The sequence below is a fragment of the Thermococcus sp. genome, from assembly GCF_027052235.1.
Lineage (GTDB): Archaea > Methanobacteriota_B > Thermococci > Thermococcales > Thermococcaceae > Thermococcus.
The window spans coordinates 18,197-31,143 of sequence record NZ_JALUFF010000013.1; the positions used below are offsets into that span (position 1 = coordinate 18,197).

Here is a 12,947-nt window from a genome sequence, read left to right on the forward strand (position 1 = left end):
ATCAATGAACCGCCAGAAGGGAGAGGCCAAAAATCGCACCCAAAATAAGTGCTGTGATAACCACCACAACGATGGTCATTATCCACGCCAGGAAAGCCCTTAGCCAACTCGTGTTGAAAACTGCCTTTATGACCCAGATGAAGCCTATTATCCCAAGGAGCCACCCTATAACAGGTACAACTGATAGTATGGCCCCCAGTATTCCGCCTCCAAGGACTGCTATCATGGACTTGCCGATGGTTGCGTTTTCAATGCCCACCAGCTTGGCCCCGAAGTACAGAAAGAGCCCTGCGATAAACAATGCTATCAGGAACACGAGTACCCCGAGGGCTCCTATGGCACCTACACCTAAGATCCCCAATCCCATCCCAGCGGGCATTCCCACACCCCCAAAGTTAGATAATACTTCTCTGCTCCAATACTTAATTAAACTTTCTAGGGAACCAGAAGAAAAGAGGGGGATATAATAAACCTCAGAGGAGCTGTCTGAGAAGGCTCAGCCTCCTCCTGCTCATGAGAACCTTCGGGTTCTTCAGGAGGGTCTTTATCACCTCGACGTAGTCTCCGCTGGCTATCTTCTCCGCATCGGCACCGCTGAGGATCTGGATGAACAGGTCGAGGTCTTCATCCGTTAGCTTTTCCGTAACGCGCCTGACCTTAAGGACTCTTTCAAGCCTCTTCCCGTCGGTCTCCCACCACTCCTTCGTGTAGTTCTGGAGGAGCGAGATGTTCTCCTCTTCCAGTGCCTTCACAATCCACTTGCTCGCTATGGTTCCAGCCTCCATAGCTTCCGCCATTCCACCGCCGTGCATCGGGTTGACCTGTCTGGCCGCATCGCCAACGACAACAACGTTGTCCTTTGCCAGCTCCTTCACAAAGCCACCAACGGGAACCACTCCAACGTTGACCTCAAGGATTTTCCTCATTGGAATCTTGTTCTCCTTCAGCCACTTGTCGAGGTAGTACTTAGCGGTCTCCGGATGGTCTGAGGCGATACCTATTCCCACATTGGCCCTGTCCTCGTCCTTCGGGAAGACCCAGACGTAGCCCCTTGGCGCTACCTCGTTGCCGAACCAGAGGTGGATTAGGTCCGGATCAAAGCCCTCTATGAGCATCTCGTACTCGTAGCTTGAATCGAACTCGTGTGGCGGAGCGTAGGTGTTTATGCCCGCTTTTCTAGCTATCGTGCTCTCGACACCGTCGGCGGCAACGATTATGTCAGCGTAAACCTCGACTGGCTCGTCCTCGTGCTTGGCCTTTATTCCAACAATCTTGCCGTCCTTTTTTATGACGTCGAGGGCCTCGGTTCTGGCCAGAACGTCGGCACCAGCTTTAGCTGCGTAGTAAGCGAGCATCTTGTCGAAGACCTTTCTCTCAAGGATTACACCGCTGACCTCCTTATAGCGGAGCTCAAGCTCGTAGCCGCTAGGGGAGTAGAGCTTTGCACCGTAGATTTCGCGGTTGATGAAGCGCTTATCGTAGGGAATGTCGTACTTGTCGAAGACCTTTACGCTTATCCCCTCGGCGCACTGCTTAGGCGTTCCTATCGCCCACTTCTTGTCTATGAGAAGGACTGAAAAACCGGCTTTGGCAACGTTTCTCGCTATTATCGGACCAGCAATTCCAGAACCGACGACGACAACATCGTATTTCCAGCTCATTCGCTCACCTCCAGGGGCTCAGCACTCAGCGCTCCAACGGGGCAGGCGTTTATGCATATCCTACAGCTTATGCACTTGTCCTGCAGAAACTCCCAGCCGGTCGAGTGCACCTCTATAGCGAGCGTCGGGCAGACTCCGGCACAGCCACCGCAGAGATAACAGCGGTCTTCGTTTACAACGACCCTAATCTTCTCCGGCATCGGTTTCACCGCCAATCCTTTGTTTTAACCTTTCCCTGTCGATTTCAATCTTGTCGTCTTTTATCCTTAACGGTACGAACCTGTCCAGTTCGCGGGCCTTCAGAAGAACCTCCCGCTCCTTGATGTTCAGCCTGTCGGAGAGCTCGTCAACCGTCGCCGAGCCGTTGAGGAGGAGATAGTGGAGTATCGCCAGCTCGGTCATGTCACCAACTTCCTTGAGGTACTTCTCCTTGATCTTCGCCATCAGGGAGTCTCTGGTGGATTCTACCTCGGCCATTCTCTCAAGAAGGGCCTTCAGCTCGTCCGAGAGCTCAAGGAAGTCCTCGATAAGACCGGGGAGCGGGCCCTCCTCAACCTGTTTCGGGGAGAGGTCGAGGGATTTGTACCAGAATATGTTCGGTGTGAGTGTGACGAGGTAGGTCTTTGAGATGGCTATGTCGTAGTATTTTCTCGCGGGCCCTATAAAGGGGCCCTCTCTCTCATATGACCTCAGAATGCCCTCGCGCTCCATTATTTTAAGGTGCTTTGCAACGGCCGTGGAAGAAACGCTCACCTTGCTACTCAGAAAGCTGAAGTAGCACTCGGTGCAGGTGAGGTGACTCAGTAAGTCCCTCCTCACCCTGTTCCCGAGGATATAAAATATGTCCGGTTCACCCATGCCCAACACCACCCAAACCTGTAACGCAAAGCTTATATAGTGGACATTCAACCTTAAGTTGCAAACCTGGGTATTTAAACCCAGAAGGAGTGCGCTCTGATGGTTATAAACCTTATGAGGTGATTGGTGATGGGACTGATAAGCGATGCCGACAAGAAGGTAATTAGGGAGGAGTTCTTCTCGAAAATGACCAGTCCGGTCAAGCTCATTGTCTTCACGGGCAGGGAGCACTGCCAGTACTGCGACCAGCTCAAGCAGCTCGTTCAGGAGCTGAGCGAGCTTACCGACAAGCTTACCTACGAGGTTGTCGACTTCGACAGCGAAGAGGGTAAGGAGATAGCAGAAAAATACAGGATTGACCGTGCTCCGGCCACTACCATAACCCAGGACGGAAAGGATATGGGCGTCCGTTACTTCGGTCTTCCGGCGGGACACGAGTTCGGTGCCTTTCTTGAGGATATAGTCGACGTCAGCAACGGCACCACCGACCTGATGCCCGACAGCAAGGAGGCCCTTCGCGAAATTGACAGGGACGTTAGAATACTTGTCTTCGTTACTCCAACCTGCCCCTACTGCCCGCTGGCAGTGAGAATGGCCCACAAGTTCGCCATCGAGAACACCCTTGCCGGAAAGGGCAAGATTCTCGGGGATATGGTTGAGGCAATCGAGTACCCAGAGTGGGCCGACCAGTACAGCGTCATGGCCGTTCCGAAGATAGTCATCCAGGTCGATGGCGAAGACAAGGTTCAGTTCGAGGGTGCCTATCCAGAGAAGATGTTCCTTGAGAAGCTTTTGGCGGCTATTGAGTGATTTCTCCTCATCTTTTCTCAGTGAACATAAAAATACATCAACGAACCGAAACGGGCTGAAAAACGGTTCTTAAAGTTTACGCAACCGATATAAACCCTCTCAAAGGAGATACTACTCGAAAAGCTTATATATGAGAACCCGCAGGTGGGTGTAGTGAAATCGTTCTATAAAAATGTTAAGGGGGCAGTTCTCGGTGGCCACGAAAAAGGAGTTTGACATATTCACCCATGAGTTAGTTCCCGAACATAGGGTGCTCAGCGAGGAGGAGAAGGAGGAGCTTCTCAGGAGATACCGCATAAAAATCTCCCAGCTCCCCCAGATAAAGGCTTCTGACCCGGCTGTTGTGGCGCTCGGCGCGAAGCCCGGGGATGTTATTGAGATAAAGCGGAAGAGCCCGACGGCGGGATACTACTACTATTACCGCCTCGTGGTGGAGGACTGATTCTGAGGTGATGCTTATGGCGAGAGGACCGACCGTTTCCGAGCCCCTCTTAACCCCTGATGAGCTCTGGCTTGTTATGGAATCCTACTGGAAGGAAAAGGGCCTTGTGAGACAGCACCTTGACTCTTACAACGCCTTCATAGACCACGGACTCCAGGAGGTCATCAACGAGTTCGGGGAAGTAGTCCCTGACATACCCAACTTCAAGGTCAAGTTCGGGAGGATAAGGATTGGAGAGCCCGAGTTTCAGGAGGCACAGGGCCAGAGAAGGCCCCTCTATCCAATGGATGCCCGCATAAGGAACCTGACATACTCGGCCCCGCTCTACCTTGAGATGATACCCATCGTCAACGGAATCGAGCAGGAAAGCGTTGAAGTTCGCATTGGTGAGCTCCCGATAATGCTGAAATCAAAGGCCTGCAGGCTCTACGGCCTGAGCGATGAAGAACTCATAAAACTTGGTGAAGACCCGAGAGACCCTGGAGGATACTTCATAATAAACGGCTCCGAGAGGGTTATAGTTTCTATCGAAGACCTCGCCCCCAATAAGACCCTCGTTGAAAAGGACGAGAGGCAGAACAAGATAGTTGCCAAGGTCTTCTCATACAGGCACGGCTACCGCGCCCTGATAACCGTCGAGAGGAAGAAGGACGGGATACTCTACGTTTCCATCCCCAACGTCCCCAAGCCAGTTAAATTCGTCTACGTAATGCGCGCCCTCGGCCTTCTCAGCGATAAAGAGATAGTTGAGGCGGTAAGCCACGACCCGAGGATACAGCAGGTGCTCTTTGACAACCTCGAAGATGCCAGCGACATAAGAACCCAGGAGGAGGCGCTCGACCTCATTGGAAGGCTCTCCCTTCCGGGCCAGCCCAAGGAGTACAGACTCAGGAGAGCCAACAACATAATAGACAACAACCTCCTGCCCCACATGGGTGTTGAGGAAAAGGATAGAAAGGCCAAGGCCTACTACCTTGGTATGATGGCCCTCAAGGTTCTGGAGCTTTCGCTCGGTCTTCGCGGTGAGGACGACAAGGACCACTACGCCAACAAGAGGCTCAAGCTGGCAGGAGACCTCCTCAAAGACCTCTTCCGCGTTGCCTTCGGCCAGCTCGTCAAAGACATGCAGTACCAGATGACCAAGACCTACCAGAGGAAGGGCGAGCGCTACACCTTCGAGAACATACAGCGCTTTGTTAGGAACTCCATAAGGCCGGACGTCCTGAGCGAGAGGATAGAGCATGCACTCGCTACCGGTGCGTGGCCGGGCGGAAGAACAGGTGTAAGCCAGCTTTTGGATAGGACGAACTACATCTCAACGCTCTCCCACCTCAGGCGCGTTACTTCACCGCTCAGCAGGGACCAGCCCCACTTCGAGGCGAGAGACCTTCACGGAACCCACTGGGGCAGAATCTGTCCGACTGAAACGCCAGAAGGCCCGAACTGTGGTCTCGTTAAGAACCTTGCTTTGATGTCCCAGATAACCACGGGCATTCCCGAGGAGGAGGTCAGGAACTACCTCTCGCGCCTCGGCGTCGTTCCGATCGAGGAGAGAAGGCCTGCCCCGGGCCTTTACAGGGTTTACCTCAACGGGGTCCTCATAGGAACCATCGAGGATGGAGAGGCCCTCGTCAGGAGGATCAGAATCGACAGGAGGAAAGGCAAAATCAGCGACGTCATCAACGTGGCCCTCTATAGCGAGGAGGAAGTCAGGGAGATATACGTCAACAGCGACGATGGTAGGGTCAGGAGGCCCCTCATCATAGTTGAGAACGGCTTGCCAAGACTCACGAGGGAGCACATAGAGGGCATAAAGAACGGAACCCTCACCTGGAGCGACCTCATCAGGATGGGCGTCATAGAGTACCTCGATGCGGAGGAGGAGGAGAACGCCTACGTGGCAACGTGGCCGTGGGAGGTCACAGAGGAGCACACCCACCTGGAGCTGATGCCCGCTGCCATACTCGGTATTCCCGCTTCCCTCGTCCCCTATCCAGAGCACAACGCTGCACCGCGTAACACATACGGTGCAGGTATGGCAAAGCAGAGCCTAGGTCTCGGCTGGGCCAACTTCAGGATAAGGGTTGACACGAGAGGCCACCTCATGCACTACCCGCAGGTTCCCCTCGTCAACTCAAGGATAATGAAGGCGGTTGGCTTTGAGGACAGGCCCGCCGGTCAGAACTTCATCGTTGCCGTTCTCAGCTACCACGGCTACAACATGGAGGATGCCGTTATAATCAACAAGGCATCAATCGAGCGCGGTCTCGCGAGGTCAACCTTCTTCAGAACCTACGAGGCCGAGGAGAAGCGCTACCTCGGTGGCCAGAAGGACAACTTCGAGGTTCCCGATCCAACGATTCAGGGCTACCTCGGGGAGAAATACTACCGCCACCTTGACCAGGACGGCCTGATATTCCCCGAATCAAAGGTCGAAGGAAAGGACGTCCTCGTCGGAAGAACATCTCCACCGAGGTTCCTTGAGGAGCAGAGCAGTCTCGGAGGAGTTGCCCTTCAGGGAAGGCGCGAGACCAGCGTGACCGTCAGGCCGAGCGAGAAGGGTGTCGTTGACAAAGTTATAGTCACCGAGACCGGCGACGGAACGAAGCTGGTCAAGGTAACCGTTAGGGACCTCCGCATTCCTGAACTGGGCGACAAGTTCGCGAGCAGGCACGGTCAGAAGGGTGTTATAGGCCTCATAGTCCCGCAGGAGGACATGCCCTGGACCGAGAGCGGTATCGTTCCCGATTTGATAGTCAACCCGCACGGTATCCCGAGCCGTATGACCGTCGGACAGCTCATAGAGGCCATCGGCGGAAAGGTCGCCTCTCTCAAGGGCAGGCGCGTTGATGGAACTGCCTTCATCGGTGAGCCGGAGGAGAAGCTCAGGAAGGAGCTGGAGGAGCTCGGCTTCAAGCACAGCGGCAGGGAGATTATGTACGACGGCATAACGGGAAGAAGGCTTGAGGCTGACATATTCATAGGCGTCATCTACTACCAGCGCTTGCACCACATGGTCGCGGACAAGATGCACGCGAGAAGCAGGGGTCCGGTCCAGGTTCTCACCAAGCAGCCAACAGAGGGAAGGGCAAGGGAAGGTGGCCTCCGCTTTGGTGAGATGGAGCGCGACGTGCTCGTCGGTCACGGCGCGGCAATGCTGCTCATAGAGAGACTCTTGGAGGAGAGCGACAAGACGGAAGTGTGGGTCTGCGAGAACTGTGGGCACTTAGCTTTGGAGGACAAGCGCAGAGGAAAGGTCTACTGCCCGGTATGCGGTGAAGAGGAGAGAATAAGCAAGGTTGAGATGAGCTACGCGTTTAAGTTGCTCCTCGACGAGTTGAAGGCGATGGTAATAAGACCCGCCCTGAGATTGAAGGATAGGGTGTGATGGCCATGCAGTCAATGAAAAAGGTCATCGGGAGTATTGAGTTCGGAATCCTCTCACCCCAAGAAATCAGAAAGATGAGCGCGGCCGAGATAACAGTTCCAGACACCTACGACGATGACGGTTATCCGATAGAAGGGGGGCTAATGGACAAGCGTCTCGGCGTGATCGATCCCGGACTCAGGTGTGAAACCTGCGGTGCCAGAGCCGGGGAGTGCCCGGGTCACTTCGGCCACGTAGAGCTCGCCAAACCGGTCATCCACGTGGGCTTTGCCAAGACCATCTACCGCGTCCTTGAGAGTACTTGCCGTGAGTGTGGCAGGATAAAGCTGACGGATGAAGAGATAGAGGAGTACATGAAGAAGTTCGAAGTAATAGGGGACAGAAAGAAGGCCAAGGACAAGTTGATTAAGGAGATACACAAGAAAGCCAAGGAGAGGATGGTCTGCCCGCACTGTGGAGCGCCACAGTTCCCGCTCAAGTTCGAGAGGCCAACGATATACTGGGAGCTCAGGAAGGATGAGGAGGGCAACGAGTACAGGCACAGGATGATGCCGAGCGAGGTTCGCGAGAGGCTTGAGAAGGTACCCGATAAAGACCTGCCACTACTCGGACTGCACCCCGAAAAGAGCAGACCTGAGTGGATGGTTCTCACGGTTCTCCCAGTTCCGCCGGTTACCATGAGACCCTCGATAACCCTTGAGAGTGGCATCAGAGCGGAGGACGACCTAACCCACAAGCTCGTCGATATAATCCGTATTAACAACAGGCTCAAGTCCAACATCGAGGCCGGTGCGCCGCAGCTGATTATAGAAGACCTCTGGGACCTCCTGCAGTACCACGTCACCACCTACATCAACAACGAGACATCGGGCATCCCGCCGGCCAAGCACAAGAGCGGAAGACCCTTGAAGACCCTTGCTCAGAGGCTTAAGGGCAAGGAGGGCCGCTTCAGGGGCAACCTCAGCGGTAAGCGCGTCAACTTCTCGGCGAGAACGGTCATAAGTCCCGACCCGATGATAAGCATCAACGAGGTCGGCGTTCCACTCGCGGTTGCGATGGAGCTAACCGTCCCGGAGAAGGTCACCGAGTTCAACTACGAAAAGCTCAAGCAACGCGTTCTCAACGGGCCTGAGAGGTATCCCGGAGCCAATTACGTTATAGATCCCGATGGAAGAAGGATACGCCTTATGGAGAGCAACCTTGAGATGATAGCCGAAAAGCTCGACATAGGCTGGACGGTCGAGAGGCACCTTGAGGATGGAGACATAGTCCTGTTTAACAGACAGCCCTCGCTCCACAGGATGAGCATAATGGCCCACCGCGTTCGCGTTATGCCCTACAGAACCTTCCGCCTTAACCTAGCAGTCTGCCCACCCTACAACGCTGACTTCGACGGTGACGAGATGAACCTCCACGTGCCCCAGACGGAGGAGGCGCAGGCAGAGGCAAAGATACTCATGGAGGTCCAGAACCACATCATATCCCCGCGCTACGGTGGCCCGCTCATCGCAGGAATCCAAGACCACATCTCGGGTGGCTACCTGCTCACCCGTGAGGGGGCCTACTTCACCCGCTCAGAGGTCGAGCAGATGCTCATGTTCGCGGGCGTGGAGGTGGACGAGCTTCCAGAGCCCGATATAGTGGAAAACGGCGTCCAGCTCTGGAGCGGGAAGAAGATATTCTCCCTTCTCCTTCCGAGCGACCTGACAATCTGGTACCGCAGCAAGCTCTGCGACGAGCCCGAAAGATGTGAGGCCCTTGAAAAGCTCATCGAGGAGAAGCTTATCCCCAGCGAGGAGGAGGTCAGAAAGTTAGCCTACGACGGCTTCGTCTACATCCAGAACGGAAAGCTCCTCAGCGGTGCCATAGACAAAAAGGCCTACGGTAGAGAGGACGGAAAGCTCCTCGACATAATAGTGAGGGAATACGGCCCGGAGAGGGCCAGGCAGTTCCTCGACCAGGTCACCAAACTGGCCATATGGGTGATAACTCACAAGGGATTCACAACGGCCATAGACGACGAAGACCTCCCGGAGGAGGCCCTCGACAGGATAAAGGAGATAATCCGCGAGGCCGAGGAGAGAGTTAACAGGCTCATAGAGGCCTACAGGAACGGTGAGCTTGAGCCTCTCCCGGGCAAGAGCCTTGAGGAGACCCTTGAGAGCAAGATAATGGCGGTTTTGGCTGAAGCCCGTGACAACGCCGGTAAGGTCGCAGAGAGATACCTCGGTATGAACAACCACGCGGTCATAATGGCCAAGACCGGGGCGAGGGGTAAGATACTCAACATCACCCAGATGGCGGCGATGCTCGGCCAGCAGTCGATACGTGGAAAGCGCCTCTACCGCGGCTACCGCGGAAGGGTTCTCACCCACTTCAAGCCCGGAGACCTTGGAGCCAGAGCTAGGGGTTTCGTCATAAACTCCTACAAGAGCGGTTTAACGCCACAGGAGTACTTCTTCCACGCAATGGGTGGAAGGGAAGGTCTTGTCGACACTGCGGTCAGGACGGCCCAGAGCGGTTACATGCAGAGAAGGCTCATCAACGCCCTCCAAGATCTTAAGGTTGACTACGACGGAACCGTGAGGGAACCGACCGGAATCATCGTGCAGTTCAGGTATGGAGAGGACGGGGTTGACCCCATGAAGAGCTGGGGCGGAAAGACGGTTGACGTGGACAGGGTGATAATAAGGACCCTCCTCAGGACGAGGGGAGGGAGGTGATGCCCATGGTCGCCGAGAAGACCATAAAGAGCCTCGTCGAGAAGACTGACCTGCCAAAGAGCGTCAAGGACGAGCTCTACAGCAAGCTCGTGGAATACAACAAGAAGTACAAACTGAAGAAGGCAGAGGTGGAGGCCATAATCGAGGAAACTGTGAAGGAGTATCAGAGGGCCCTTGTGGAGCCGGGAGAGGCAATAGGAACTGTCGCTGCCCAGTCAATCGGCGAGCCCTCAACCCAGATGACCCTTAACACCTTCCACTACGCCGGTGTCGCTGAGATAAACGTCACCCTCGGTCTGCCTAGAATCATCGAGATCGTCGATGCCAGAAAGAACCCATCAACCCCAATCATGACCGTTTACCTCGACGAGAAGCACAGGTACGATAGAGAGAAGGCCCTCGAAGTTGCGAGACGCATTGAGGGGACGAGCCTTGAGAACCTCGCTAGGGAGACCAGCATAGACATCCTCAACTTCGAGTTCATAGTTGAGATTGACCCGGAGAGGCTTGAGAAGGCCGGCCTCGACATGGAGAAGGTCAAGAGAAAGCTTGAAGGGTCTTTCAAGAGCGCCGAATTCGAGGTCGAGGGATACACGCTCATAGTCAGGCCCAAAAAGGCAACGAAGCTCTCAGACCTCCGAAAGCTTGCCGAAAAGGTTAAAAAGCACCGCCTTAAGGGTCTCTCTGGCGTCGGAAAGACCATCATAAGAAAGGAAGGCGACGAGTACGTCATCTACACCGAGGGCTCGAACTTCAAGCAGGTGCTCAAGGTTCCTGGCGTTGACCCCACCAGAACGAGGACGAACAACATCCACGAAATAGCGGAAGTGCTTGGAATTGAAGCGGCGAGGAATGCAATCATCGAGGAAATCGTGAACACGATGCGCGAGCAGGGTCTTGAGGTTGACGTGAGGCACATAATGCTCGTCGCCGACATGATGACCCTTGACGGGGTTATACTGCCGATAGGCAGGCACGGTATAGTTGGGGAGAAGGCGAGCGTCCTCGCTAGAGCCGCCTTCGAGATAACCACCCAGCATCTGTTTGAGGCAGCCGAGAGGGGAGAGGTTGACCCGCTCAACGGTGTCGTTGAGAACGTGCTCATCGGCCAGCCCGTGCCAGTCGGTACGGGAATAGTCAGACTGGCAATGAGTCTCCCCCTGAGACCGAAAAGGGAGTAGGGAGGTGTAGAGAATGGTTGACTTCGCATTCGAGCTGAGGAAAGCCCAGGACACCGGAAAGATCGTTATGGGTGCAAAGAAGAGCATCCAGTACGCCAAGATCGGCGGGGCCAAGATGATAATCATAGCCAAGAACGCAAGGCCGGACATCAAGGAGGACATACTCTACTACGCCAAGCTGAGCGGGATACCGGTTTACGAGTTCGAGGGAACGAGCGTCGAGCTCGGGACCCTCCTTGGAAGGCCCCACACAGTCTCAGCCCTCGCGATACTCGATCCGGGTGAGAGCAGAATCCTAGCCCTAGCCGGGGGTAAGGAGTGATGCCGCTCAAGCTCAACACCGACCAGATAAAGTACATAGCCCTCTTCGAGAGCATGACTGGAGCGACAGTGCTAGACTGCCTCATAGACACCAACAGGAACAGGCTCATCTACGTCATCAAGAAGGGGGAGATGGGCCTCGCCCTCGGAAAGAAAGGCGCGAATGTCAAGCGCGTCCAGAACATGCTCGGAAAGGACATAGAACTCATAGAGCACTCGGACAACCCGGAGGAGTTCCTGAGGAACATTTATAAGAGCCTCGGGGTTAAGGTTAAAAAGGTTCACATCACCGAGAAAAAGGACGGAAAAAAGGTCGCCCTCCTCGACATAGGTCCGCGCGACAAGCCCCGCGCGATAGGAAGGGGCGGCCAGAACATCAACCTCGTGAAAGAGTTGATGGAGAGACACCACGGCATTCATGATGTGATCATAATCTGAGGTGATTGTCATGCCTGGAAAGAAGGCTCCGTATGGTGAATTCGCAGGAAGGAAGCTCAAGCTCAAGAGGAAGAAGTTCCGCTGGAGTGACATCCGCTACAAGAGGAGAGTCCTTCGCCTCAAGGAGAAGAGCGACCCGCTTGAAGGTGCTCCGCAGGCCAGGGGAATAGTCCTTGAGAAGATCGCTGTTGAGGCAAAGCAGCCGAACTCTGGGATGCGTAAAGCAGTTAGAGTTCAGCTCATAAAGAACGGTAAGGTAGTCACCGCCTTCACCCCGGGTGATGGAGCGATAAACCACATAGACGAGCACGACGAGGTCATCATCGAGGGAATCGGCGGTCCCAAGGGCGGTTCGATGGGTGACATCCCGGGAATCAGGTACAAGGTCGTCAAGGTCAACAGGGTTTCCCTCAAGGAGCTCGTCAAGGGAAGGAAGGAGAAGCCGAGGAGGTGAAGGACATGGCAAAGCCACTCAGCGAGCGCTTTTTCATCCCAAAGGAAATCAAGGTCATGGGCAGGTGGAGCGTTGAAGACGTTACAGTCAACGACCCCTCACTGAGGCCCTACATCAACCTTGAGCCGAGAATCCTCCCCCACAGCCACGGAAGGCACTCAAAGAAGGCCTTCGGCAAGGCCCAGGTTCACATCGTCGAGAGGCTCATCAACAAGGTCATGAGGAGCGGTGCCAGCCACTACAAGGCCGGCGGTCACTTCATGAGGCGTGAACACCGCTCTATAATGAGCAAGAAGATGAAGGCTTACGAGGTAGTTAAGGAGGCCTTCATGATCATCGAGAGGAGAACCAAGCAGAACCCGATTCAGGTTCTCATAAGGGCCATAGAGAACTCCGCCCCGAGGGAGGACACCACGACGATTGCCTTCGGTGGAATCCGCTACCACATGGCCGTTGACGTCTCCCCGCTCAGGAGGCTTGACATCGCTTTGAAAAACATCGCCCTCGGTGCGAGCATAAAGTGCTACCGCAACAAGACCACCTACGCCCAGGCTTTGGCCGAGGAGATAATCGCAGCTGCCAACGCCGACCCGAAGAGCTTCGCCTACAGCAAGAAGGAAGAAATCGAGAGGATTGCCCAGTCCTCACGCTGAGGGCTGGAACTTTTCCCC

General features: G+C 54.8%; 13 protein-coding genes. 9 read left to right on the forward strand and 4 right to left on the reverse strand.

The genetic code is table 11. From position 1 onward, the window contains the following. Position 1: 1 nt before the first annotated feature. From MVC73_RS00955 to MVC73_RS00970, 4 genes are all read right to left on the reverse strand, one after another. Positions 2-379, reverse strand: coding sequence for a hypothetical protein (locus MVC73_RS00955; RefSeq protein WP_297506107.1), 378 nt, complete (start codon positions 377-379; stop codon positions 2-4). A gap of 94 nt (positions 380-473) precedes the next feature. Then, the gene (locus MVC73_RS00960; protein WP_297506108.1) at positions 474-1,661 is read right to left on the reverse strand and encodes an NAD(P)/FAD-dependent oxidoreductase; all 1,188 of its coding nucleotides are present in this window, start codon (positions 1,659-1,661) and stop codon (positions 474-476) included. Beyond that, positions 1,658-1,861, reverse strand: coding sequence for a 4Fe-4S binding protein (locus MVC73_RS00965; RefSeq protein WP_297506109.1), 204 nt, complete (start codon positions 1,859-1,861; stop codon positions 1,658-1,660). Before MVC73_RS00965 ends, MVC73_RS00960 begins: the two co-directional genes overlap by 4 nt. Continuing rightward, the gene (locus tag MVC73_RS00970; RefSeq protein WP_297506110.1) at positions 1,845-2,519 is read right to left on the reverse strand and encodes a transcriptional regulator; all 675 of its coding nucleotides are present in this window, start codon (positions 2,517-2,519) and stop codon (positions 1,845-1,847) included. The genes MVC73_RS00965 and MVC73_RS00970 overlap by 17 nt, the downstream gene beginning before the upstream one ends. Before the next feature lie 129 nt (positions 2,520-2,648). Between MVC73_RS00970 and MVC73_RS00975 the strand changes: the two genes are divergently transcribed. The 9 genes from MVC73_RS00975 to MVC73_RS01015 all read left to right on the forward strand — a co-directional run bounded on the left by MVC73_RS00975 (position 2,649) and on the right by MVC73_RS01015 (position 12,929). Beyond that, complete coding sequence (locus MVC73_RS00975) at positions 2,649-3,329, forward strand: thioredoxin family protein (protein ID WP_297506111.1); 681 nt, start codon at positions 2,649-2,651, stop codon at positions 3,327-3,329. Between the two features lie 193 nt (positions 3,330-3,522). Next, positions 3,523-3,771, forward strand: a complete 249-nt coding sequence (locus MVC73_RS00980; RefSeq protein ID WP_297506112.1) for a DNA-directed RNA polymerase subunit H — start codon at positions 3,523-3,525, stop codon at positions 3,769-3,771. A gap of 16 nt (positions 3,772-3,787) precedes the next feature. After that, positions 3,788-7,159 carry a DNA-directed RNA polymerase subunit B gene (locus tag MVC73_RS00985; protein WP_297506155.1) on the forward strand — a complete coding sequence of 1,124 codons (3,372 nt, stop codon included), beginning with the start codon at positions 3,788-3,790 and terminating at the stop codon, positions 7,157-7,159. Positions 7,160-7,164: 5 nt separating this feature from the next. Further along, positions 7,165-9,882, forward strand: coding sequence for a DNA-directed RNA polymerase subunit A' (locus MVC73_RS00990; protein WP_297506113.1), 2,718 nt, complete (start codon positions 7,165-7,167; stop codon positions 9,880-9,882). 5 nt (positions 9,883-9,887) lie between these two features. Next, positions 9,888-11,063, forward strand: a complete 1,176-nt coding sequence (rpoA2, locus tag MVC73_RS00995; protein WP_297506156.1) for a DNA-directed RNA polymerase subunit A'' — start codon at positions 9,888-9,890, stop codon at positions 11,061-11,063. Between the two features lie 13 nt (positions 11,064-11,076). Further along, positions 11,077-11,385, forward strand: a complete 309-nt coding sequence (locus tag MVC73_RS01000) for a 50S ribosomal protein L30e (protein WP_297506114.1) — start codon at positions 11,077-11,079, stop codon at positions 11,383-11,385. Further along, on the forward strand, positions 11,385-11,822 hold the full coding sequence (locus MVC73_RS01005; protein ID WP_297506115.1) for a NusA-like transcription termination signal-binding factor: 438 nt from the start codon (positions 11,385-11,387) through the stop codon (positions 11,820-11,822). Before MVC73_RS01000 ends, MVC73_RS01005 begins: the two co-directional genes overlap by 1 nt. Before the next feature lie 10 nt (positions 11,823-11,832). Further along, on the forward strand, positions 11,833-12,276 hold the full coding sequence (locus MVC73_RS01010) for a 30S ribosomal protein S12 (RefSeq protein WP_042688992.1): 444 nt from the start codon (positions 11,833-11,835) through the stop codon (positions 12,274-12,276). A gap of 5 nt (positions 12,277-12,281) precedes the next feature. Then, positions 12,282-12,929, forward strand: a complete 648-nt coding sequence (locus MVC73_RS01015) for a 30S ribosomal protein S7 (RefSeq protein WP_297506157.1) — start codon at positions 12,282-12,284, stop codon at positions 12,927-12,929. Positions 12,930-12,947 lie beyond the last annotated feature (18 nt).

Coding starts and splice junctions, on each gene's coding strand:
- MVC73_RS00955 (WP_297506107.1), bottom strand. CDS start 379: ATGCCCGCTGGGATGGGATTGGGGATCTTAGGTGTAGGTGCCATAGGA.
- MVC73_RS00960 (WP_297506108.1), bottom strand. CDS start 1,661: ATGAGCTGGAAATACGATGTTGTCGTCGTCGGTTCTGGAATTGCTGGT.
- MVC73_RS00965 (WP_297506109.1), bottom strand. CDS start 1,861: ATGCCGGAGAAGATTAGGGTCGTTGTAAACGAAGACCGCTGTTATCTC.
- MVC73_RS00970 (WP_297506110.1), bottom strand. CDS start 2,519: ATGGGTGAACCGGACATATTTTATATCCTCGGGAACAGGGTGAGGAGG.
- MVC73_RS00975 (WP_297506111.1), top strand. CDS start 2,649: ATGGGACTGATAAGCGATGCCGACAAGAAGGTAATTAGGGAGGAGTTC.
- MVC73_RS00985 (WP_297506155.1), top strand. CDS start 3,788: ATGGCGAGAGGACCGACCGTTTCCGAGCCCCTCTTAACCCCTGATGAG.
- MVC73_RS00990 (WP_297506113.1), top strand. CDS start 7,165: ATGCAGTCAATGAAAAAGGTCATCGGGAGTATTGAGTTCGGAATCCTC.
- rpoA2 (WP_297506156.1), top strand. CDS start 9,888: ATGGTCGCCGAGAAGACCATAAAGAGCCTCGTCGAGAAGACTGACCTG.
- MVC73_RS01000 (WP_297506114.1), top strand. CDS start 11,077: ATGGTTGACTTCGCATTCGAGCTGAGGAAAGCCCAGGACACCGGAAAG.
- MVC73_RS01005 (WP_297506115.1), top strand. CDS start 11,385: ATGCCGCTCAAGCTCAACACCGACCAGATAAAGTACATAGCCCTCTTC.
- MVC73_RS01010 (WP_042688992.1), top strand. CDS start 11,833: ATGCCTGGAAAGAAGGCTCCGTATGGTGAATTCGCAGGAAGGAAGCTC.
- MVC73_RS01015 (WP_297506157.1), top strand. CDS start 12,282: ATGGCAAAGCCACTCAGCGAGCGCTTTTTCATCCCAAAGGAAATCAAG.